This is a genomic window from Paenibacillus sp. 11B (assembly GCF_030487755.1).
Lineage (GTDB): Bacteria > Bacillota > Bacilli > Paenibacillales > Paenibacillaceae > Paenibacillus > Paenibacillus vandeheii.
The window spans coordinates 75,657-98,890 of the sequence record NZ_JAUKNS010000006.1 but is presented as its reverse complement, the minus strand read 5'-3'; the positions used below and the strand labels follow the sequence as shown (position 1 = coordinate 98,890).

Below are 23,234 nucleotides of genomic sequence, written 5' to 3'. Positions count from 1 at the left end.
TCCCATTTTTGGATTCGTTTACAGCTGATAATTTACATATTTACCTGTTATAATTTTAGTGAAGAGATTGTTGCGGTAATGAACATAAGGGGTGAGAAATGTGAGACTGGTCGAAACGAACGTGGTTCCTATGGATTTGACGCAGATGGAATTGGTATTGTTATTTTTCGGTTGGCAGGCATGTGATCCGTCGCATTATTGGGGGCCTGGCGTCCGGGATTCCTACATTGTTCATTACATTCACGAAGGCAAAGGCACTGTGTTTATGGCGGATCGGCAATACGAGTTGACACAGGGTCAGGGTTTCATCATTTTTCCGGATACCCTTATCCATTATGAGGCGGATGAGAAGCAACCTTGGACATATTCCTGGTTTGGCTTCAGAGGGGTGCACGCCAAGACATTCATGCAGCGGGCACAGTTAAGTTCCGAACATCCTATATTTGATGCCAGGGATTTAGACATATTTGATCGGTTGTATGCGGAGATGGTTCAGGCATCCACACGTACCGGGGGAGATGTGTTCAACCAGAGCTTATTATACCGCTTGATTGCAGAGCTGATCGCATCTTCTCCGGCAGGAGAGCAGGTGCAGCGGCCTCTGTCTACCAAGGAGGAATACATCAGGCAGGCGGTTCAGTTTATGGAGATCAGGTATAGTCAGAGAACTTCAATCCTTGATATTGCCCGAGCTGTAGGTCTGGACCGTACATATCTGTCAGGACTTTTCAAGGAAAGGTATGGTAAGTCATTACAGGCATTCTTTCTCGAATACCGGATGAACCGTGCAGCTGAACTGCTGCAGCATTCGTCGTTGTCGGTTAGCGAAGTGGCTCACTCGGTGGGGTATACAGATCCATTGCTGTTTTCCAAGATGTTCAAGCGAGTGAACGGTGTGTCTCCGAAAGAATCGAGAAGCATGGAGCAGGGAGAATAACTTCATTCTGTTGTATGTATTGGGAAGAGTGGGGAGTTAAATTCAAAAGGGATTGCTGCAAAGTCATGTTCATGACTTATGAAGCAATCCTTTTGTGGATGATTAATGTGGCACTTGGGATTGGAAATCGTTCCGGCTGGACTGATTTGCATGGTAAAAGACCACGAATCGGAAGATTTATAGCATTATGCTTTAAGGTGAAAAGACAGAATCGCATTATCATGAAAAAATCAGGCAATCGGCGTGCCGTTGGGTAATGTCTGGTCTGGCGTTAACAAAACAACGTCACCTTCACCAGGCACGCCGCCAAGCACCAGCACTTCCGATACAAAACCAGCAATTCGGCGCGGCGGAAAATTGACTACGGCAATAACCTGCTTGCCGATCATCATATCGGGGGTATAATGTTTTGTAATTTGGGCGCTTGAACGTTTGAGGCCGAGTGGGCCAAAGTCGATAGTCATTTTGATGGCAGGGATTCGAGCCTTAGGAAAAGGTTCGGCTTCCACCACTGTACCAACGCGGATATCATGCTGTATAAACTCTTCAAAAGTAGCCATGTGGTGATGTCTCCTTTCAGCTATAGAGTCCATTATAAAATAGAAATACCCAAAAAATCCAGATTGCGCTAAATCGCAATCTGGATTTCAGTGGTCATGCTGTAGGATCTCTCTGTCATTCACTCAAACGTGATGAATGCAGGGCAAGTAATGCATCAGCATGTTTAATTAAGCGCCATTCCACTGTTCACCAGTCAGATATTTCTCAGTCAGAATGGATAACATTTGAATACCGACCTCATTATGTCCACCTTCGGGAATGATGATGTCTGCATACTTTTTGGAAGGCTCGATAAAAGCATCGTGCATCGGTTTGACGGTTTCGAGATATTGTTTATATACGGATTGAATCGTACGGCCACGTTCTTCCATATCCCGCAGAACTCTGCGCAGAATACGCACATCAGAATCCGTATCGACAAATACCTTAATATCCAGAAGAGCGCGGAGATGCTCATCGATCAGAACATGCAGTCCTTCCACAATAATGATATGGTTTGGTGCCAGTTCAACCGTTTCATCCGCGGCACGATTATCTATGGTGAAGTCATATACGGGAGCATATGCCGTTTGGCCTTGTTTTAACAGGGTGAGATGCTCAATCAACAGATCATTATCGAATGCAAACGGATGATCGTAATTGGTGAGTCGACGTTGCTCAGGGGTGAGCTGCGACTGGTCTTTGTAATAGTTGTCCTGGGATATAAAAGTTACTTTGCCCGATCCAAGACGGTCAATGACGGAACGAGCTACCGTCGTTTTACCGGAGCCGGTTCCTCCGGCGATACCAATAATGAGCATGGTTGTTCCATAAACCTCCCTAGAGTGGCAGCATGATCATGGATAAAGCGTACCAGAAATCATTCATTCATGGGCTTTATCCACATGTCTGTCTGTGAATACACAATTCCTTCATTGTATCATAGCAGACTGCTTTTTTCATCATAATGAATTGACCATGTTTTGCCTACCAGGGGAGGTGTGCGCTTGATGCAATCAATTAATGCTTATATTTGTGTAATGGGTCGTGTTTTAACCTCCATGTGGTCATTAGGCGTTGTATAATGGCCCATTTTGTGAACAAATTCAAGGTGACATACCCAAGCACACATCCTGCAGTATTGGCAATTAGATCATTGATATCAGTGCTGCGGCCATTGCCCAAGGTAACTCGAATCAGGAGCTGCAGCATTTCGATGAGAAAACTTAGAGTTAATCCTGCCATTGCAGCGGTTCGTATGGAATTAGCCCAAGGTTTTAATAAAGGAAGTATGAACCCCAGTGGAATAAACAGCAGGATGTTTAATGCGAAACTCGGTGCATCCGCAGTCAGAAGAGGAATCCACTGAATGGCCTTATACCACGGAGTCTGATTGGCATATATTCCGATGTTAATGTCGATGGGGAAGAATACAAAATGCATAACTCCAAAAAGGTAAACGATAAAAGCGATCACTAAAATATATTGTCTGGCTGTGTACCTGATTTTGTATACCCTGGTGTAGAACACCAGGGCAATCAGGACCAGAAAGAATAATGGACCGAGTATGCTTAGAGATGTAATCGTATATTGAACAGACATACAATGACTCCTTCAAAAGGATATGATTTATTACTGATTCAAGTTGACCTTAATGTCCATTCCCTTGATGAATTGATGGTCTTTGATCACTTCCGTAAAATCATCCTTAATCTCAAAAGGCTTCACGATTAAGTACTTCAGATGCTTGGATGTTGTGGCATAAATTCGCTCGGATCTCAACTGGTTTCCCTCATACAAGCCCTCACCGCTAAGGGCTGTCAATTGCCGGCCCTGATCATCGAAAATGGCAAATCCGATATGGCGCAACTGCTCTTCATCTTGCGCGGTAAGTGTGCTTTTGTTGTTTAAGGAAATGATTGTAGATATGCGTGTTGTAACAGGTGTAACTTTGGCTTCCGTAACAGCAGCAGTATACAGATCGTTCGAGATTGTAGTGTCAGGCAGAACATGCTGGATATCGTCTGTTGATTTGGTAAAAGGAATATTTAGCTTGAACTCATGATCAATTCCTTGCAGCGTCAACTTAATTTCGGCGTCAAATTGATCCGGGAAGGCCGAATTCTGCTCGGAGGGGATGACTTGTTCAAAGAGCAGCGTGTTTGGCTGCGTTTCTCCTATGGAACTGTAGAACAGACCCGTGTCCTGACGTGACCCGTTTACATTGAAAAAGACGTTATCAATCCCATTGCTTAGCTTCACAATATCTTTACCGTTGTCATATTCGCCTTGATTCAGATTGGGCGCAGTGAATTGAACTAAAAACGCTGCACGTGTACCGTCATATACCGTTTCCAGCACTTCCAGCTTCACATCCTGGTAGGTGACCTTGCTATTTACCATAGTTGTCAGACCTTCGTTGCCTGCGTTTTTCAGACCCATATCGGCTTCAATCGAACTGAAGAGGCTGCCCACCAGTGGAATATTGCGTAAGGAGTCCGCCATGGCTGGTGATACAAAGCCGGATGCGAATACAGTCACGCCTAATACCCCGGCTGCGATGGTAGCAGCTGCGGTACGACGCAATCCCTTTTGAAGTCGACTGGGGTGCTTAGCATGTTCTGTTTTCAAGGTGTGAGATGACTCAGACAGTGACTCCAGTGTAGCATCGATTCGATTACGTACGAGTTCAGACATGACGGGACGCTCCTTCGCGTGTTCCTTTAATTTCTGATCCATATTAAACGGGTTTGACATACAATTTTACCTCCCGAAAGTTTTTGAATTTATGGTACAGTTCCTGCCTTGCCCGGGTGAGTCTCATTTTCACGGCACTTTCGGATATGCCCAGTGCATCTGCAACTTGACGCAGGGACAAGTCCTCAAAATAGTGCAGCACAATGACGATTCGTTTCGATTCTTCTAGCCGGTCAACTGCTTCTCTCATGTCTACCTCATCGTAGGGACTGGAATGTTCCTTCTGCTGTGCTGGCACCTCCGCATAGGAGGTGGAGAGGGAACGGCGGGATAACATGGTATTACATTCATTAATAAGGATGCGGAACATCCAGGTTCTGAAATACTGGGGTTCACGAAGGGTGTGCATTGATTTATAAGCTTTCAGGATAGTCTCCTGAATGGCATCAGCCACATCCTCCTCTTTTCGCAGCATGGATTTTGCGGTATTGTATAGGGAATTTTCAATCTCTCTTATGAGCCTGATAAAGGCATCGCGATCTCCCTCTATGGCTTGGTTTATGAGATCGGTTGAATCCATGGATAACAGCTCCTTTCATTAGGGGACTATCAAGACAGCCCTTGGTTGGTTTTACATAGATTAGACTTTCGAATGCTGTATATGGTCACAATTACTTTTCATATTGGAAAAAGGTTCAGTATATATGACGAGTAGAATTGAACTCTTCCCTTCAGGTCGTAAGAAGGGCGGATTCTTATATTGGACAATTGACTGACTTTTTGGGGATCGGCCTAAAAAAGATTGATATACCGATGAGTATGACTATGACTTTGAATATTCGGGACTTGATGTGTATCAATTTAGTCTCAACTTGGCGAATCTGGGTTGTAGGATCTAGGACCTTGGATATATGATGTCGAAAGATGCCAGTTAATGGATGGTGTCTATAAACATTAAAGGAGGTGTACGTTATGAAAAAATCAGGCAAATTGATTTCTTCCACGGTTGTTGCTGCCATCGCAGCTGTATCAGTTGTAACTTCTGCTTCTGCAGCAAGTGCACCTGTGGCAAGCCCGGTGATGTCTTCCATTGCAAGCATTGATCTGAGCAGTATGGACATCGAAACAGCTTTGATGATGGTTCAGCAAGAACGCGCCAAATTGCTGGATAACCAATTGCAGTCGCAAATTCAAGAAGTTCAAAATCGCAATCAAGCGATCGCAGAGCTGAACGCACAATTGCAAGCGGCCATTCAGAGTGGGGATGCTTCCCAAGTGCAAGCCTTGAAGAGCAAAATCGATGCGTTGAGCAGTTCTCAACAAATGGATATGCTGCGTTTGCAGGCTTTGTCCAACAAACGCAATGAAGCTTTTGATGTGATGACTAACTTCATCAAAAAAATGCAAGATTCAAGATCATCCATCATCGGAAATATGCGCTAGAATGGAATTATCTTACTTAAACAACCCTAACCATTAAACGCCTGCAAGTGAAAGGTCAAGGGTTAAGGTACAAAAAGAGCGAAGGCGGAATTCATTTCCGACACTTCGCTCTTTTTGTATTTACGATTTACAGGGTTACGAATGTTGCATCAGTCTAATCTGGAGTTAACCCGACCAGTCGCGGCGCCGGGTGAACAGATCCTGCAGCTCATCCGTCGATAGCTCCGTAATCCAATTTTCAGAGCTGGTGATAATATTGTCGCTGAGCTGCTGCTTACTCTCCAGCATCTCGTCAATGCGTTCTTCGAGTGTGCCCAGCGAGATGAACTTGTGCACCTGCACATCCTTCGTCTGTCCCATTCGATAGGCGCGGTCCGTAGCCTGATTTTCCACGGCAGGGTTCCACCAGCGGTCAAAATGGAATACATGATTCGCTGCGGTCAGGTTCAAGCCCACGCCGCCTGCTTTGATGGACAGAATAAAGACCGACGGCTGCTCTGCCGCAGGCAACGTCCGCGATTGGAACTCGTCAATCATCCGATCCCTTGCTGTCTTGGACGTACCCCCATGCAGATACAGCACAGGCTCCTGCAACTCTTGTCTCAATACCTGCTGCAGCATCTGTCCCATGCCGATGTATTGGGTGAAAATCAGACAGCGTTCGCCCTCGTCCCGCAGTTCGCGGACCAGTTCCATCAGTCGTTCCAGCTTTGCAGAGCGGCTGATCAGCATGGCCATGTCCTGAGGACTGTACAGGTCGTACGCTGTTATAGAGCTTTCCGAGGAGATCGTCTCGGGTAAGGCTTCTTTGGTCAGCAGCAGGGGATGATCACACAACTGTTTGAGCTGGGTTAAGGCTGAGAGAATGGCGCCTTTGCGCTTAATGCCTTCCAGCTCTTTCATTTTGTCCATCAGTTCTTGAACGGACTGGTCATACAGGGCACTTTGTTCACCCGTAAGGTGAATATAAGTCTTCATTTCGTTTTTATCCGGCAGATCGAGTTGAATATTCGGATCTTTTTTCTTGCGGCGCAGCATGAATGGTTTCACCAGCTGCTGCAAATCCTGCATGCGCTGCTCGTCCTTATCCTTCTCGATCGCACTGATAAATCGAGTCTGGAATGCCCTTGCGCTGCCCAGATAGCCTGGATTAATAAAATCATAGATGGACCACAGCTCGGACAGTCGATTTTCAATCGGTGTACCTGTCAGTGCAATACGGTGTTTTGCAGGGAAGCTGCGCACCGCCATAGATTGCTTCGTTTGAGCATTTTTAATATTCTGCGCTTCATCCAGACAGATCGATGCCCACGTATACGACTGCAACATTTCCTGATCCAGCGTAGCCGTTGCATAGGAGGTAATGATGATATCCACCTGTTCAGTCTGTGCCTGGAATTCCTCTCCGCTCAGTCTGCGAGCTCCATAATGCAGACTGACATTAATAGAGGGAGCAAAGCGGCTAATCTCTTTTTGCCAGTTTCCGAGTACGGAAGTCGGGCAGACGAGAAGGGCTGGGGCCTGCCCAGGCAAGCGCTGCTCATGCTCTTTGAGATGCAGCAAATACGTAATGAACTGAATCGTTTTTCCGAGTCCCATGTCGTCCGCAAGACAAGCTCCGAGACCGAATCTGCGCAGGAATCCAAGCCAGGCGAAGCCTTCCTTCTGATAAGAACGCAGCTCAGCATGCAATCCTGCCGGAACCGGCAGGGAAGGAGCGCCGCCTTGCCCGCCGCCAAGCTGTGCGATGACCCGGTTAAGGTGTTCGTTCAGTTCCACCTCAAGTCGAATGTTCTCGTTGGATTGAGGCTGTTCCTCTTCCTGATCCTCCTGTCCTTCCTTGCGCTTCTGGTTACGATATTCTCGCTGCTCATTGTGCAGCAGATGCAGGTGCAAAATATCCTGAAACGACAGGCCCTGTTCCTGATCCACACCGCCCATGGCCCGGCGAATCTGCTCAAGCAAGGCAGGGTCGAGGGGAACCCATTCCCCTCGGAAACGAACAAGCCGTTCATTACGGGCCACGAGATCAGCGAATTCTTCCTCGCTAAGATCCGTATCCCCGATCGCAATCCGCCAGTCAAAATGAATGATTGAGTCCAGTCCGAAGAACGACTGTCCCCGATCGCTGCCTTCCTCCGGTTTCACCTTGGCACGCAGCTTGGGTTTCTTCTTGCGTGCAGCTTCCCACCAACCCGGAAGCAGTACTTGCCAGCCGGCTTCGAGCAGACGTCCGCTGTCTTGTGTCAGGAACAGCCATGCATCCTGATCTCCCAATGGATCACTGAGCACATCCCGGCTGCCGCTGATGGAGCGGCGAATTCGGGGCAGATGTGCACGCAGCTGTTCCAGCCATCCTGCCGAACGATCAAGGATGAACGGCGTCCATACCTCCGGCCATTCACCTTCCAACCGGCCGCGTGAATCCAACTGAACGGGAACGAGTACGGCTGCATCCAGTTTATTCTGCAATACCAGCCGCAGCCGCCATGCCGGTTCATCCTCCTCCGGCTCCAGCAATTGCAGGAGTGGACGGAATGGGGCTGCGTCTGCTTTCCAGCCGATGGACACCAGCCAGGATTGTGCATCCATTCCGGCTGTTTGCGCAGTCGTGCCGCTTTGTGGAAACAACTGCGGGAATTCGCGTCGAAGATCGGTAGCAGCTTCCTCCGTGCTGTACCATCGGTGGAATACGGAGGCCGAATAAGCAGCGCTCAGCCCTTCGGCGTAGCTCTCATCCGACTGTTCCAGGGCTTTGCCAAGATCGGTTCGATCCTGCTTTTTCAAGCTGTCCGGGTCCCAGGTCCATTGCAGTTGTCCCGAACGAAATGCGGTGAAGCTGGGGATGTATTTACGATTTTCAATCGACGCTGCAAGTACCGGGGCCAACCGGATCAAATGCTCTGCCTGCTCATCCCATTTCCATTCAATATGAAGCAGGGTGTGCATTTCGCTGAAGAAAGGAATGACTTCTTCCGCAGGCAGTACAACCAGTTCAATCTCTTCAAGCTGTCTCGTTTCCAGTTCTGTTCCGTAGAAGGAAGGGGCATGCCAAGCAAATAATCGCTGCTTAAGCGATTGTCCTGTTACAAAATGATGGGTGTTCAGCGCTCCATAGAACAGGGCATCCCCGTATCCGGTCAATGCAACATGGACCTCAATCGTTTCGGTGTAAGGGTGCATTAGGCTCATGAGATTAACTTACCTTTCCGAAGCTCTTCCTGCAGGGCGCGCAGTCGGCTGTTGCGAACGGCCAATGTGGTGATAAACTGCTCCCAGTGCTCTTCCTGCTTCAATTTTTTATAAATTTTGGACAGCCGCTTCAACAGCTTCACTGCTGCTTTGTAACCGTCCCTGTTTTTGTGCCCGATATAACGATCCACTGCCTGATGGTAGAAAGGAAGCAGCAATTCGGGGGCCTCCTTCTCAATCGGCTGTAGCACAGCGACACGGAATTCAAGTGGCTCTGTCTCCGTGCTCAGTTGAAAATCCATCCATCGCCGCCACTGTCCCCGGGAATGCATCGCTTCTTCATAAGCCGGACGGGAATGAGGCAGCATGCTGACCAGTGTGTCCCACATGCGGTGCTCTATAGCAGGCAGATGATGAATGGCTGTGTCCCACAACTGCATGTAATCATTCAAAGGGGAGTTTCGACGGTTCGCGAGCAGAGGTCCGAGCTGCACTAACCACTCGCCCAGCCGTTTCCAGTCGGAGGAATCTGCAAGTACGTGAAGAAAATGCAGCAGATGCTCCGGCGGGATGCCATATGCCGAGCTTCCGCTGATTAATCGCTGCCAAGCCTGTTCATCTTGTCCCAAATGGAAATAAATCCAGCTCTGTGCCAACACCAGTGGCAAGGGCAGGGTGATTGATTTAATCGGCGCACCGCTCCCGTTTGCGGTCAGATTTGCTACGCTCAGCACGCTCTCGCCAGGTTTATCTGGTTTGGAAGCAGCAGTCAGGCCGTTCTCCATTTCCTGTAGAAACTCCATCTCTGACTCCAGCGTTTTCCGGTTTTCCTGAAGATGAGGTACGATCCAGTTTAACCAAAGCTGTCGATATATTGGCGTAAAGAACATCATGTTGGATGTCTCGGATATCATCTGCGTACGCAGGTACGCCGAGGTTTCCTCAAGCCGATTCCAGTGCTGTTCAAGCTTCGTACCATTCAGACCGGAGAGATCCAGCGGACGGCTAAGGATCTGTTCCAACCCTTTCTGGAGCGCATCCACAGCAAGTTGTGCAGGATAGCTCAGATACACAGGGGTATGTGTGATTGAATTGCGGCCAGGCACACAGAAACGAATCAGGTATAACTGAACATGCAGCTCAAATAACTGGTCCATGCCAGCGGACAGTTTAGGTTTGATCGAATAGAGCTCGTCCGCTGCGGCCTGCACATACGATGTACTTGGCGTGCCCGTTCCTAATCGTTTGAGGCATGCCCGAAACAGTTCATGCCATTCCGCAATCTCAAGTTCGGCAAGTTCTGTTGCACGTTCCTTGATCTGGCTATACTGATTATCAGGGATGGTAAGATCCTCTTCGTGTGAAGTGTAATCGGAACGTCCCGGAGTTGCTATAGCAGCAGGCTTTGGAGCCTGTTTCAGTGCCGTACTGGAGTGGGCGTTCACAATGCCGTGTACCGGTCGCCCCAGTTGCTCCGCGTAACCCATTAGAACGGCTATCATATGTTTGCAGCGAGAACCAACCGGACAGGTACAGTGACTGGTGTTCAGCGATGGCAAGCTCAGGGTTACCTGATAGTCATTTGAGCCTTGCACTTCAGCCAAAATCCCATTTTGTTCGGTGTAGGCTAATGGTCCGACGCGTTTCTGCTTATAATATTGAAATCCGCGCATAATCGTCAGGTTGTTAAAATGTTCCGCGACCTGCCTGATCAGCTGTTGCCACTGCGCATCATCCATTTTCATGTCATTAGGTATGTTCATCATTCCATCTCCTGGGGAAATCATAGGTTCAGTCATCACCACGTCTTGACGTAATGGTGTACATTTCATATATCCATCATATATCCATCATATCAGTTATCGTGTGCTCCGTGCATCGGTTCTGAGAACTTGGAAGAGACTTTTTGACAAGGGAAATCCAAGAGTGCTGTTCTCTACTTTCTACCAGAAACCATGCGAAAAAGCCTCGTATTGTGTATGCTTAGGGTATGTATTCCTTTCAGGAACAATGCAGGCTGGACGCCGACCAAATTTCAATCAACAGGAGAGAGCATATGAAAATACTTACGTTAAATACACATGCTTGGGTGGAAGAGGATCAATTGAACAAGATTAGTCAGCTGGCTGATTTTATCAATACACATCAATTCGATGTGATATCTCTGCAGGAAGTCAATCAATCCATGCAGGAGGAGCTGCTGTCCGCCGAGGAACTGAAACATTACTTTACCGCGGATTCCGAAGCTGTTATTAAAAAAGATAATTATGCCTACGTTCTGCTCCGGCAGCTATCTGAGCAATATTACTGGACATGGATTCCGACCCATGTAGGATTTAGCATATACGATGAAGGTTTGGCGATCCTGAGCCGGACACCGATCTCACAGGCTTTTGGTGAATATGTATCCCACATGAGGGATTATGACAACTACCGGACACGCAAAATTGTCGGAATACAGACAGTGGTTGAAGGTGAAGCGACTTGGTTTGTGAATGGCCACTATAACTGGTGGAATGATGATCAGGAACCTTTTAAAGGCCAGTGGGAACTGACCGAGAGCAAGCTTGCTCCATACATGGACCAGCCGTTGTATATTATGGGTGACTTTAATAATGTGGCAGAAGTCCGCGGGGAAGGATACGACTACATGATTGGCAAAGGCTGGAATGACCTGTACGCGACAGCTTTGCAAAAGGATGATGGAGCGACCGTGGTCAAAGCCATTGCTGGCTGGGCGGATAATAAACGCGATCTGCGTATAGATTATATTTTCTCCAACGGACCTGTACAGGCCAAGTCGTCGATTGTGGTTCTCAATGGAAAGAACGGCCCTGTGGTCTCTGACCATTACGGCGTAGCTGTGGAAATTTAACACGAAGACACTCTTGTACACGATTTTTATCAAAATGAAAACGAAAGCCTCCGCTCACTTCCTTAAAGGAAAGTGCAGTCGGAGGTTTTTTATTTTCAGCCTTTGGCAGACTGTTATACAAAAGACTCATGTTTGTTCAGAATCGGTTCAGAGCCCCTCTATATAATGTGGATTATCGTACATGTCCATATTATTTTAGTAATTTTCCATTAGATTTTGAGGAGGAGCATTCTTTTGAGAAAAAATCATTTCATCAGCTCGATTCTAGCGGCATCCTTGTTGACAACATCTTTGTGGACGACACAGGCTAACGCCGCAGTATCATTTACCGATATCGATAAATCCTACGCCAAGGATGCCATTGTAGAGTTGCAAACTGAAGGGATTATCGCCGGATTCAGTGATGGTCGATTTAATCCATCAGGTATGATCACCAGACAGGATTTTGCCATCCTTATTGCCAAGACGTTAAAGCTGGATGTAACCAATAATGCTCCATCCAATCCGACATTTACAGACATTCCTGTGACCAGTTATGCCTATACTTCTGTTGAAGCAGTATACCAAGCAGGCATATTTAAAGGCATGGGAAGCGGGAAATTCGGGAGTGGCCAGACATTATCCAGACAGGATATGGTCGTAACTTTGATGAGGGCGATGGGAACAGATGTATCGGGCAAAGGTGTTTTGTTAACATTCAAGGACAGCGCAAGTATCTCGGAGTATGCGAAAGATGCAGTTGGAGCGGCGCTCGAAGCTGGATTCATTATCGGTGATCAAAACAACATGTTCAAACCGGCTTTGCAAGCGGATCGTCAAGCTGCAGCATTGACGGCTTCCCGATTACTGCAAACGATAAAGGAAACACCTGCACCACAACCTGCACCACAACCTGAACCAGTACCGACGCCAACACCAGAGGTAACACCAACGCCTGTGCCTACTCTATCCCCATCTATCAGTTGGAATAATAACGGGTCATCATCGAGTGGAAGTGGTGGCGAAAGTACGAGTCCATCTGTGCCTGCGGATATAACAGCACCGACGGTCGATGTAAGTAAATTTAGCATTATCGATAATTACAGCAGAACCTGGGATCAAGTTCAGGGCGATCCTGGAGCAGTCAGCGAAGAAGGAGCCGTTGTAACTTTCTATAGATGGACTGATGCGAATACGAACGGAGTCGTGGATGAAGGAGAGTTGGACGAAGGAATTCCCCTTGCCAAAAGCAAAGCGGATGGTTCTCTTGCGCTTACCAAGTTGGAAAATTTGATTCCGGGAGACTACAAGTATGTGGTTACCGCCAAGGATTCAGCAGGTAATGAGTCGCCTAAGGATGCATCACATGTTCTGGCATTTACACTGGTGAAAGGAGAGATGCCAGTAGACGTGCCGACTATAGGGTCCAATAATTTTGGTTTCGACTCAAGTAACGCCAAAACCAAGTATCTCCAGGTTCAATATGAGAATGCTCCATTTTCTTTAAATTACGAAGTAGGGGAAGATTTTGTGGATGGCATGATTGAGTACTCTACGGATGCTTTCCAGTTTAGCGTAAATGATTCTTATGTACTTGATGGTGAGTCTTATACGATTGATAGCAGTCAGATCAGCAATGATGGTCATACGCTTAAGATTAAAGTAAGTGTACAATCCGGCACACGTATTACTTTGCAATTGGGCAATAAGATGAATGCGACAAAAGGTCTATATGATTTGAACATTCGCGTTGATGCTGACGGCGAAGGATTAACGAAATCCGTATATGAAGAAACCGGGAAGCTATTCGTTAACTTTGATATTTTCGGATAAGTGCAATTTAAATGAGACGGACTACAACGATGTAGTCCGTTGTATTGTTTTACCGTCAGACTGAAAACACAATTATTTATTTGTAAGCGTAATCAAAAATCTGTAGCCACTATAGAGCATGTCAGTTATACTTGGATTATTATTCGTCTGTTCTGAAGGTTAACAAGCCATCGTGGCCCCTTCAACAAGGGAAATTCTCACAAAGGTTAAGCGCTATACCTTGTATGATAACAGAGAGGGATGTGGGCATTCAATGACAACGTATTTTAGTGAACCGCAGAGCATGTATTATCGATTCGGGGAAGATCAGGATCAAGTACTGAAGGTACTGGCTGAGAGGTATATTGGGGCCAATGCGCAGGCTGATTTTGTATATCGGGTATTCCAGAAGTCTGGTATTTTACAAAACGAAAAAGGTCTGTATGATCTGAATTTGAATAATCGCTTCCCTGATGCCCCAAAAGGTCAGGTTTCCTACGCCGCAGCGCTGGTTTGGGGAGATGAAGATCGAAATCTGGATGTGCTGGTCCGCTGTTATGGACCTGTTCGCTTCTATTTTAACGAGCAATTGGTATATCGCTCCACGGTAATGGATGAGATCAGTCTGGACGCGACCGTGAAGCTGGGAATCGACATTAAGCCGGGCTGGAATACGTTGTTGCTGGAGATGAAGTCTACACCTGCGGGCTTTGGATGTCAGTTTGGCTCGGACGAGGGGAAAGTGCGCATTCTGAATGTGCTCGCTCCTTTCCAGGAGAGACAGGGGCAGGCTGGATGGGTGTATTCCAAACCTGTAAATTCGGAAGAAACGTTCTCGTTTAACCTGGACCATACATCCGAAATAGCGGAGGACAGTCAACCAGAATGGAACTTGCTCGGAAAAGAAGAGAATCACAGACTAGAGTGGCTGCCGGAACCGCAATGGTCAGCGGAAAAGCAGACGCAACCGACACTTGAGCGAATGTACGGACATCTTCCTGGTCAGCGAATTTATGCGTGGACACGGTTAATCAACAGGGATTCAAGCGATTGCGCCATCCGTTTGACTGGTCATTCTTCCGGGCCTCTGAATATATGGCTGAACGGCGAAATGGCGTTTCAATTAAAGGAAGCGGACCCATTCGACGTGGAGATACCCGCATCTTTTGGACGGAACGACCTGTTGGTTCGCAGTGAATGTAGTGATACGGCTGAGCTATGGGATTTTGTTATAAACGCAACGGTGAATGGAGAGCAACTGGAGCTGGAGCTTCCTCAGCGTGTACACGGAGCTTCCGGAGAGTCGTTGTTATATCTCGGCCCTTTTACATCGGAGGAGATCGAACCTGATTTGCAGGATCTGATGCGTACAGATCGGGTGTATAAAGGAAGTATAATGCAGGATAACCGAGAAGAAACGGGTAGCTATCGGGCACAAAATGGACGCGTGTATTGGCAGCTGGACAGGCCGGATGCGTGGATACGTCCCTATTATGAAAATGCAATGCTCAGTAACAAATGGACAGTAGGCAGTGTGACCAACTATGGTCGTTGGGACTATCCATTGGGTGTCACCGTGTATGGTCTGTTGCAGACCGGACGTTATTTGCAGCGACCTGATATTACGCGTTATGCCGCAGATCATGTGCAGGCGTGCACTCGAATGGATGAGTACTCATTATGGGATAGGGATCAGTATGGTTTCCCGGCGGTTAACCAGCAGTTGGTTATGCTGAAAATGCTGGATAACTGTGGCTCGTTTGGCTCCGCGATGCTGGAGGCTTATTCAGAATGTCAGGAGCCGACGTTCTTGCCTATTGCGGATCGGATTGCGGATTTTATGCTGACCCGGTTGGAAAGACAGCCAGACGGTGCATTTTACCGCGAGTGTATCGGAGAATTTGCCGAGAACACAATGTGGGCAGACGACCTTTATATGAGCACACCGTTTCTCGTGCGGTATGCCCGACTGACAGGGGATATGTCACCATTGGATGAAGCGGCCAGACAATTTTTACTGTATCGGAAGTATTTGTTCATGCCGGATTTCAAGATCATGTCTCACGTATACGATTTCAAATATGGACAGGCGACACAGATTCCGTGGGGACGGGGAAATGGATGGACACTCTTTTCGTTGTCTGAGGTATTGGAAGCTTTGCCGGCAGAGCACCCAGAGCGTCCGGCTTTAATTGCCTTCTTCAATGAATTATGTGAAGGATATGCAGCTCTGCAAGGAGAGGGTGGATTATGGCATCAGGTATTGAATGATTCGGAAACATACCAGGAAGCCTCCTGTACCGCGATGTTTGCCTATGGTTTTGCACGGGGAGTGCGTTTTGGCTGGTTAAATCAACCCGCGCGTTACATTGAAGCTGCTGAGCGGGCTTGGAACGGATTGACCTGTAAAGCGATTGACCGTCAGGGAAATGTACATGGTGTGTGCAGTGGGTCAAGATATGCCTTTACCGCAGAGTACTACAATAAAGACCTGCTCACGGTGACGAATGACAATCACGGAATTGGCATTATGATGCTGGCAGGAACCGAGGTAGCGAAGATGAAGAAACATCTGGCTCAGCATAAGGTGTCATCAACTGCTGTGACGCAATCCTGAAAGGGTTAGGTGAAATCAGTAAAGGACCACCGTTGAGATGTAGCGAGGCACGGCCCGCTGTATAAAGATTGCAGTATATATGATAACCACTGGGGCATTATTCCTGGTGGTTATTTAATCACTATGAATATCGATCTATATCTTGCCGAAAGAAAGGCGATCTTTGGATTTATGCAATGCTCGATTGAATGGACCTTTGTCCCAACCCCTTACTTTTTTGACAGGAAAGCTTACTTTTGTTTATGTCATGAGCAGCTATAGGCCGTTACAATAGTTTTGTAAGCGATTCCACAATAGCAAAAAGGGGAGGAAATTCATTCATGTTGAATACCAAAAAGTGGGTAACCCTGTTCTGCCTATCCCTGTTAATGTTCGCTACAGCTTGTTCCGGAGGATCTTCAGGACCATCTGCTTCCTCCAATGAAGGAGGGGATGATGGTGAGGCTTCCGGCAAAATTGAACTTCGTATGACCTGGTGGGGGTCGCAGACTCGCCACGATCTCACGACCAAAGTGATCAAGCTGTTTGAGGAGAAACACCCTGGCATTACCATTAAACCGGAATATTCCGGTTGGGACGGATACTTTGACAAGCTGACCACACAGGTAGCTGGTTCCAATGCGCCGGATATCATACAGATGGATTATGCCTTTCTTACCGATTTCGCCCGGCGTGGTGCTTTACTTGACCTGACCCCATATGCAGAGAGCAAAGAGCTGCGTACAGACGATCATGACAAGAGCATGCTCAAAGCCGGATCAATTGACGATAAATTATACGCGATTACATTAGGTGTAAATGCACCAGGTGTTATCTACGACGCGACCGTATTCAAGGAGCTCGGGATCGAGGAGCCGCAGGAAAGCTGGACGTGGAAGGATTTTAGCGATATCGCTGCCAAGATTGCAGCAGAGAAGGGTGACGGTTTCTACGGTTCGGCAGATGTTTCGGGAACCACCAACATGTTTGAAGTATTTATCCGGCAATCAGGAAAGGGCCTATTTGATGGCGGGACGCTGACAGCTACCAGTGAAGAGCTTCAGCAATGGTTTGACATGTGGGGGGCACTTCGTGAGAACGGGGGTGCGACCTCTGCAGAAGTGACGGCATCCACGACGAATGCACTCGAAACACGCCCGATTTCGCTTGGTACAGCAGCCATGGATTTTGCCTGGTCTAACCAATTGCTGACGTTCCAGCAGGTAAACAAAAATCAGGATCATAAGCTCGGGATACAAGTGCTTCCGCATGGTGTGGATGAAAAGCAAATCGGTGAATACCTGAAAGCGGGCCAGTTCCTGTCCGGTTATGGCAAAACGAAGCATCCGAAGGAAGTGGCGATGTTTATCGACTTCATGGTAAATGATCCCGAAGCTACTGCTATTCTCGGTTCGGAGCGCGGAGTACCCGTCAATTCCAGCATCCGTGAGAAGATGCAGCCTACGCTGCCCGAAGCGGAGCAAGCGATCTTCCAATTTATCGATGTCGTTTCGAAAAACTCCAGTGAGATTGACCCACCCTACCCGCAAGGTTTTTCCGAAGTGGATACCAGCTTCAAAAGTGCAAGCGAGCAGATCGCCTTTGGTCAAAGCAACACACCGGATGTAATTGCGCAGTTTATTGAAGGTGCCAAAGCGACACTTGCATCAAGTCAATAATACTCGAACGGTTCCATACTTCATATTCCGCGGGGAGGTTGCGAAGATGAGTACAACACAGGTCACTCAAGCCCGAACCGAGCGTGTGGCAGCCCGGCGGGTGAAACGGAGATATGCCCATAATGGAGCAGCGCTTCTGTTCCTGGCCCCATGGCTGGTTGGTTTATTGTTTCTGACACTTGGCCCGATGCTCGTTTCCTTATACATTTCGTTCACCGACTACAGTATCCTGGCCGCCCCTTCCTGGGTTGGTCTGGATAACTACACCACGATGTTTACATCGGATAAGCTATTCATCCAATCGCTCAAAGTCACATTTACGTATGTCGCCGTATCTGTACCGATCAAGCTAATCTTTGCTCTGCTGGTGGCAATGCTGTTGAACAAGGGCATTCGCGGGCTCGGCATCTACCGTACGGTGTATTACATCCCAACTTTGCTTGGGGGAAGTGTAGCCATTGCGATGCTGTGGCGCAAAATGCTGGGCGGGGATGGACTTCTTAATGGTTTGCTCGCCATGATAGGCATTAAAGCACCCGATTGGGTCGCCAACCCGAAGTATGCCCTGTATTCAATCGTGCTGCTGTCGGTATGGCAGTTCGGATCGTCGATGATTATTTTCCTGGCAGGTTTGAAGCAGATTCCACCTGAATATGACGAAGCTTCTGCGGTTGACGGTGCCGGACCGCTCCGGCGATTCTTTTATATCACACTGCCGATTCTGTCACCGGTGATCTTTTTCAATCTCGTGATGCAGCTGATCACGTCCTTTCAGTCCTTTACTCAGGCTTTTGTCATTAGCAACGGCAGCGGAGGGCCTGTCAATTCAACATTAATGTACTCTCTATATCTGTACAAAAAAGGCTTTTCGTTCTTCCAGATGGGTTATGCATCCGCGATGGCCTGGGTGCTGGTAATCCTGATCGGTGTCTTTACATTGCTGGTATTCCGCAGCAGCAAGCTGTGGGTGCACTATGAGGATGGTGGGAAATCATGATTGGACAACGAAACTCTGCTGCATGGGTAGTCGCCAAACATGTACTGATCTCGGGCATTGCCTTTGTCATGCTTTATCCGGTGCTCTGGATGCTGGGCAGCTCATTCAAACCGGGACATATGATCTTCACCGAAACGTGGTTCTGGCCGCAAGAATGGAATTGGCAAAATTACATCAATGGCTGGACGGGCATTCAGGGGAATCCCTTCTCCCGTTTTCTAACCAACTCGGTTGTCCTGTCGCTGGGCGCTGTACTTGGCAATGTCATCTCTTGCTCGATGGCGGCATACGCCTTTGCCCGATTGAATTTTCGGTTCAAAGCGATTTGCTTTGGCTTGATGCTCATGACGATCATGTTGCCACATCATGTGACGTTAATCCCCCAATATATTCTGTTTAACCATCTGGAATGGGTGAATACGTATCTGCCTTTGGTAGTGCCGAAATGGCTGGCCACCGATGCGTTCTTCATTTTCCTAATGGTCCAGTTCTTCCGGGGATTGCCCAAAGAGCTGGATGAAGCGGCTACGATTGATGGATGTGGTCCTGTACGAATTTACACCAAAATTATCATTCCGCTGGCCTTTCCGGCGCTGGTAACGACGATGATCTTTACTTTTTTGTGGACATGGGACGATTTCTTCAGCCAGTTGATCTATCTGAGTGATGTCAGCAAATACACGGTGCCGCTGGGCCTTCGCCTGTTCCTCGATTCCAGCTCCCAGTCCGATTGGGGTCCAATGTTTGCAATGTCAGTGCTGTCGCTGGTGCCTTGCTTTATCGTATTTATCGTGTGTCAAAAGTACTTCGTGGAAGGAATCGCGACCTCCGGGCTCAAAGGGTAATTCCAAGACGAAACGAGTTGATTCCACATGCGGAAACGAAGATTGTCGTTATTCCTAAATCGAAAGCTGCAACAAAGCAAGCTCTCCACGTTGATGGTGACTTGCTTTATTGCGTTTAACCTGCTGCTCGTCTCTGTTATTGTCTGGCTGGCATATCAGTCATTCTCTGCCGTCACGTTTACCGAGATTAGTAAAGCGAGGCTGGCTCTCCTGAATGAGAGTACGCGCCGGGGGTTTGATTTTATTACAGGTGTGACAGGGACGGCCTATGCTCTGGCGAGCAACCGTGAGCTGTCCAATCTGCTGGAAACAAAGGGGACGGGAAGGCTGACACAGATTCACCAACGGCGCGAGGTATCCAAAATACTGGAGCACACGTTGGTAGTTAGTGAAGGCATTACATCAATAGAGTTGTATACGGATGCCTTCAACGGTGTCACCGTCACAATGGCTGATCGCATCTATCCAGTGGATACGATTGCCGGTGATTCATGGTTTGCTGCACTGCAGCAGGCGGACGCGGCCTGGGTACCTCTGCGGGAAAATGAGTCTGGCCAATCGCTAATCGGATACGCCCAGCGAATCTTTGATAGCCGGGGCGGGACGGTGGCCTACGTGCTCATCCGCCTGAGTCGCGAGGATATTGTTCGCCGATTTGCGGATCTGCCCATGGTGCTGGATGGACAGGTACTGTTGGTGGATACCGCAGGCAACGTCGTTATGCAGATGGGCGATAACAATTTAGAGGTAGCGTCTAGTAGGGAGTTGAGCTCAACCAATGAAGCCTCCAAACTTTTTTCTTCTATTAATGCATCTGCTGCTAGGGAAAGTGAACCTGTTGTAGATCGTGCATGGATTCAGGAGCATGTTGAACATGGAGAGGACGGATTTGAAGTGGTTTCCGGCAAGCCCGGTGGGGCGCAGCTTGTTCTATATTCAAGACCTGCCATGCTTCAGTGGCGTCTGGTACAGACTATCCCTGTGCACACACTGTTATCTCCTGTGAGGCAGGCAGGATGGCAGGTCCTTGGAATAGCCGTACTGGGGTTATTATGCTCGGCGATACTCGCGTATTTGTTCGTGCGGCGGATTGTTCGCCCCTTGCGTCAGCTGATCAAACGGATGAGGCAACTGGAGAAAGGGGACTTCAATACCCGGGTTCAGCTTTCGTTCACCGAGGAATATGCCCATTTGGCGTATGGTTTTAACCATATGGCTTCACAGCTGACAGAGCTGATGGACCAGGTCAAGGAAGAGAGCCGCGCGAAGCGTGAAGCCCAGACCGGTTTGCTGGAGGCGCAAATCAAACCGCATTTTCTCTACAACACACTCGACATGATTCACTGGCGTGCTCTCGATTATGAAGCCAAGGATATCAGCCGTATGATTGTGCAACTCAGCAAACTTTTACGTATTGGATTGAGCGGAGGCAAACTATTTATCCGGGTGCGTGATGAGCTGGAGCATGCCCGTTGTTACGTCAGCATTCAGTCCGAGCGGCTGCCGTTCTCCATTGATTATCAGGAACATATCGATCCGCTAGTGCGCGGGTGCTACATTCCCAAAATCATTTTGCAGCCCTTTATCGAGAATGCGGTGATGCATGGGCATCCGAAGGAAGGAAAACTTCGCATACAGGTGGATATGCAGGAATCGGAGAGCAGCAATTTACCTGAGTTGAAGGATTCGCCAACCAACCTTATCATCGAGTCACCAGAGTTAACGGAACGGGGCATTCAATCCATGGGCTATCGTCCGCCCAGAAAGTCTGCGCACGCACCCAAAATCATCATTCGCATTAAGGATAACGGACAGGGCCTGCCTGAAGATTGGAAGCTGGAAGAGACGTCTGGAATTGGTATACGAAATGTACATCAGCGCATTCAGCTGTATTGTGGCGCCGGGTATGGTGTTGATATACGTGCAGGTGAATCAGGCGGGGTAGAGGTGACCATTACACTGCCACGCATTGAGACGGAGGAGCAATTAAACTTTTGGCTGGACGGTGAAAATGAATGAAAACCATTATGCTTGTAGACGATGATCCGCATATTGTAAAAGCATTAACCGACCATATTAATTGGCCCTCTCTTGGCCTTAGCATCGCAGGAACGGCCTCCAATGGCATGGATGCACTGGAGCTGTTCCATCGGCTGCGTCCGGATCTGGTGATGACGGATGTCTATATGCCAGGCATGACAGGGCTTGAGGTCACGCAAACATTGAGGCGGGACCATCCTCATCTGCCGATCATCATCCTTAGCGGATATGATGAATTCGAGAATGCCCGGGCGGCTATGCGCTGGGGTGTAAATCATTTTTTGCTGAAACCCGCGGAAGTGGAGGAGATTGAGTCTGTTTTGCGTGAGGTGTTACTGGAACAGGATGTACGTGAGCGGCATGAGCAGCTGGAGCGGACGTACAAACAGGAGATTGGGCGGGTGGTTCCCTATCTGCGCAAATTGTTTCTCCACGAACTGTTAACTACTCGCTATAAGGAAGAGGAGTTACCTGCGGAGCGTATGGATTATGTGGGTATTCGCATGCCTGCTCAGGTACGCGCCATCAGTTTGCAGTTGTATCGGCCTGCATTTCTGACACGGATGAAAGAGCGGGACTGGCAGCTATTAAGGTATGGGGCAGCGGATATTATTCAGGAGACCGTCAGGGAGCAGACTTCGCAACTAAATGAATGCCAGGTGGAGATCGTGGACTATTCGGATCAGGTGTTTGTACTGCTTCTATTTGGTGAGAAGGATCTGCTAGAACATATGGAGTCGATTGTTGAACGGATGATTGATCAGATTTTTACGTATCTCAAGATCGAAATGAGTGCAGGTATTGGGACGTCCAAAGGTCACTTATGTGAAGTGATGGACTCCTATCTGGAGAGCAGGGATGCGCTGGAAAAAGCAGAATTTCAGGGTGGGAGCCGCGTATATCGTTATGATTCAACTGATTCCTCTACGTCGAGTGTGACGGACTATTCGCTATTGCTACGTCATTGGAATGAGTTCTGGGCGGATATGAGGACCGATCTGGCAGAGGAAATATGGATTCAGATTCGCAATCTGCTGAACGAAGGGAGTGGTACCAGTATTCAGGATGTGCAGGTTGTGGCGGTGAGCCTATTCAACACGCTGATTCATAGCTGGAACCGACATTATCCCACGCTGGCACCGCCGGTAGCGATGAGTAATTTTTTGCGGGAAATTCAATCGAAATATGGGCTGCAGGATCTGATATGCTGGATGGATGGCATTATTCAAAACTGGATGGAACAGACACGGAAAGAGATGGGCGAGAAAAAAAGCAATAAACTGGTGGAGCAGGTGAAACAGTACGTTGAAGTTCATTATGCTGAAGAGATCAGTTTTGAAGGCATTGCCAAGGGCCTGTTTGTACACCCCAAATATTTGAGCCAGCTATTCAAAAGAGTAACTGGAGATAACTTTGTGAGTTATGTGAACGGGTACCGGATTCAACGAGCGATGGAACTGTTACAGTCAGGGCATTACATGGTCTACGAGGTTAGTGAGATGACCGGGTTCCGCAACGCGACGTATTTCAGTCAGGTGTTCAAGATGCTTACGGGCAAGAGTCCGTCTGAAATCGGGTAGAGCTATGAATAGGATTAGGCAA

The 23,234-nt window shown here is 48.1% G+C and carries 17 protein-coding genes; 10 read left to right on the top strand and 7 right to left on the bottom strand.

Going from position 1 to position 23,234, the window contains the following annotated elements:
* Nucleotides 1–100: 100 nt before the first annotated feature.
* On the top strand, nt 101–937 hold the full coding sequence (locus Q0V21_RS24520; RefSeq protein ID WP_301881009.1) for an AraC family ligand binding domain-containing protein: 837 nt from the start codon (nt 101–103) through the stop codon (nt 935–937).
* A 230-nt stretch (nt 938–1,167) separates the two neighbouring features.
* Here Q0V21_RS24520 and csaA read toward each other — a convergent pair whose 3' ends face one another.
* The 5 genes from csaA to Q0V21_RS24495 all read right to left on the bottom strand — a co-directional run bounded on the left by csaA (nt 1,168) and on the right by Q0V21_RS24495 (nt 4,754).
* Nucleotides 1,168–1,497, bottom strand: coding sequence for a chaperone CsaA (gene csaA, locus Q0V21_RS24515; protein WP_024629442.1), 330 nt, complete (start codon nt 1,495–1,497; stop codon nt 1,168–1,170).
* Nucleotides 1,498–1,665: 168 nt separating this feature from the next.
* Nucleotides 1,666–2,298, bottom strand: coding sequence for a uridine kinase (udk, locus tag Q0V21_RS24510; protein WP_285079982.1), 633 nt, complete (start codon nt 2,296–2,298; stop codon nt 1,666–1,668).
* Between the two features lie 199 nt (nt 2,299–2,497).
* Nucleotides 2,498–3,079, bottom strand: a complete 582-nt coding sequence (locus tag Q0V21_RS24505; RefSeq protein ID WP_301881008.1) for a VanZ family protein — start codon at nt 3,077–3,079, stop codon at nt 2,498–2,500.
* A 30-nt stretch (nt 3,080–3,109) separates the two neighbouring features.
* A complete protein-coding gene (locus Q0V21_RS24500; protein WP_301881007.1) occupies nt 3,110–4,234 on the bottom strand; it encodes a DUF4179 domain-containing protein in 1,125 nt (374 codons plus the stop codon).
* Entirely contained in the window at nt 4,218–4,754 is a 537-nt protein-coding gene (locus Q0V21_RS24495) for an RNA polymerase sigma factor (RefSeq protein WP_301881006.1), read from the bottom strand. The genes Q0V21_RS24500 and Q0V21_RS24495 overlap by 17 nt, the downstream gene beginning before the upstream one ends.
* 392 nt (nt 4,755–5,146) lie before the next feature.
* On the opposite strand from Q0V21_RS24495, the gene Q0V21_RS24490 reads away from it, so the two are divergent.
* Nucleotides 5,147–5,617: a hypothetical protein gene (locus Q0V21_RS24490; RefSeq protein WP_301881005.1), complete on the top strand. Its 471-nt coding sequence runs from the start codon at nt 5,147–5,149 to the stop codon at nt 5,615–5,617.
* Between the two features lie 165 nt (nt 5,618–5,782).
* Here the strand turns inward: Q0V21_RS24490 and Q0V21_RS24485 are convergent, their stop codons facing one another.
* Entirely contained in the window at nt 5,783–8,800 is a 3,018-nt protein-coding gene (locus Q0V21_RS24485; RefSeq protein ID WP_301881194.1) for a DEAD/DEAH box helicase, read from the bottom strand.
* Between the two features lie 5 nt (nt 8,801–8,805).
* Nucleotides 8,806–10,575, bottom strand: coding sequence for an SWIM zinc finger family protein (locus Q0V21_RS24480; RefSeq protein WP_301881003.1), 1,770 nt, complete (start codon nt 10,573–10,575; stop codon nt 8,806–8,808).
* A gap of 290 nt (nt 10,576–10,865) precedes the next feature.
* On the opposite strand from Q0V21_RS24480, the gene Q0V21_RS24475 reads away from it, so the two are divergent.
* From Q0V21_RS24475 to Q0V21_RS24440, 8 genes are all read left to right on the top strand, one after another.
* Entirely contained in the window at nt 10,866–11,684 is an 819-nt protein-coding gene (locus Q0V21_RS24475; RefSeq protein WP_301881001.1) for an endonuclease/exonuclease/phosphatase family protein, read from the top strand.
* Nucleotides 11,685–11,918: 234 nt separating this feature from the next.
* The gene (locus tag Q0V21_RS24470) at nt 11,919–13,496 is read left to right on the top strand and encodes an S-layer homology domain-containing protein (protein WP_301881000.1); all 1,578 of its coding nucleotides are present in this window, start codon (nt 11,919–11,921) and stop codon (nt 13,494–13,496) included.
* A 253-nt stretch (nt 13,497–13,749) separates the two neighbouring features.
* On the top strand, nt 13,750–16,092 hold the full coding sequence (locus Q0V21_RS24465) for a glycoside hydrolase family 88/105 protein (protein WP_301880999.1): 2,343 nt from the start codon (nt 13,750–13,752) through the stop codon (nt 16,090–16,092).
* Between the two features lie 320 nt (nt 16,093–16,412).
* Entirely contained in the window at nt 16,413–17,750 is a 1,338-nt protein-coding gene (locus Q0V21_RS24460) for an ABC transporter substrate-binding protein (RefSeq protein WP_301880998.1), read from the top strand.
* A gap of 46 nt (nt 17,751–17,796) precedes the next feature.
* Entirely contained in the window at nt 17,797–18,747 is a 951-nt protein-coding gene (locus Q0V21_RS24455) for a carbohydrate ABC transporter permease (RefSeq protein ID WP_285079965.1), read from the top strand.
* The gene (locus tag Q0V21_RS24450) at nt 18,744–19,592 is read left to right on the top strand and encodes a carbohydrate ABC transporter permease (RefSeq protein ID WP_024629431.1); all 849 of its coding nucleotides are present in this window, start codon (nt 18,744–18,746) and stop codon (nt 19,590–19,592) included. The genes Q0V21_RS24455 and Q0V21_RS24450 overlap by 4 nt, the downstream gene beginning before the upstream one ends.
* A gap of 27 nt (nt 19,593–19,619) precedes the next feature.
* The gene (locus tag Q0V21_RS24445) at nt 19,620–21,611 is read left to right on the top strand and encodes a cache domain-containing sensor histidine kinase (RefSeq protein WP_301880997.1); all 1,992 of its coding nucleotides are present in this window, start codon (nt 19,620–19,622) and stop codon (nt 21,609–21,611) included.
* Nucleotides 21,608–23,212 (top strand): response regulator, encoded by a 1,605-nt coding sequence (locus Q0V21_RS24440; RefSeq protein WP_301880995.1) that lies wholly within the window; start codon nt 21,608–21,610, stop codon nt 23,210–23,212. The genes Q0V21_RS24445 and Q0V21_RS24440 overlap by 4 nt, the downstream gene beginning before the upstream one ends.
* Nucleotides 23,213–23,234 lie beyond the last annotated feature (22 nt).

Excerpts from the sequence above, each read along its gene's own strand:
- Q0V21_RS24490 (WP_301881005.1), top strand. The coding sequence starts at position 5,147 with ATGAAAAAATCAGGCAAATTGATTTCTTCCACGGTTGTTGCTGCCATC.
- Q0V21_RS24465 (WP_301880999.1), top strand. The coding sequence starts at position 13,750 with ATGACAACGTATTTTAGTGAACCGCAGAGCATGTATTATCGATTCGGG.
- Q0V21_RS24450 (WP_024629431.1), top strand. The coding sequence starts at position 18,744 with ATGATTGGACAACGAAACTCTGCTGCATGGGTAGTCGCCAAACATGTA.
- csaA (WP_024629442.1), bottom strand. The coding sequence starts at position 1,497 with ATGGCTACTTTTGAAGAGTTTATACAGCATGATATCCGCGTTGGTACA.
- Q0V21_RS24455 (WP_285079965.1), top strand. The coding sequence starts at position 17,797 with ATGAGTACAACACAGGTCACTCAAGCCCGAACCGAGCGTGTGGCAGCC.
- Q0V21_RS24445 (WP_301880997.1), top strand. The coding sequence starts at position 19,620 with ATGCGGAAACGAAGATTGTCGTTATTCCTAAATCGAAAGCTGCAACAA.
- Q0V21_RS24480 (WP_301881003.1), bottom strand. The coding sequence starts at position 10,575 with ATGATGAACATACCTAATGACATGAAAATGGATGATGCGCAGTGGCAA.
- Q0V21_RS24505 (WP_301881008.1), bottom strand. The coding sequence starts at position 3,079 with ATGTCTGTTCAATATACGATTACATCTCTAAGCATACTCGGTCCATTA.
- Q0V21_RS24495 (WP_301881006.1), bottom strand. The coding sequence starts at position 4,754 with ATGGATTCAACCGATCTCATAAACCAAGCCATAGAGGGAGATCGCGAT.
- Q0V21_RS24440 (WP_301880995.1), top strand. The coding sequence starts at position 21,608 with ATGAAAACCATTATGCTTGTAGACGATGATCCGCATATTGTAAAAGCA.
- Q0V21_RS24460 (WP_301880998.1), top strand. The coding sequence starts at position 16,413 with ATGTTGAATACCAAAAAGTGGGTAACCCTGTTCTGCCTATCCCTGTTA.
- Q0V21_RS24500 (WP_301881007.1), bottom strand. The coding sequence starts at position 4,234 with ATGTCAAACCCGTTTAATATGGATCAGAAATTAAAGGAACACGCGAAG.
- Q0V21_RS24485 (WP_301881194.1), bottom strand. The coding sequence starts at position 8,800 with ATGCACCCTTACACCGAAACGATTGAGGTCCATGTTGCATTGACCGGA.
- udk (WP_285079982.1), bottom strand. The coding sequence starts at position 2,298 with ATGCTCATTATTGGTATCGCCGGAGGAACCGGCTCCGGTAAAACGACG.
- Q0V21_RS24475 (WP_301881001.1), top strand. The coding sequence starts at position 10,866 with ATGAAAATACTTACGTTAAATACACATGCTTGGGTGGAAGAGGATCAA.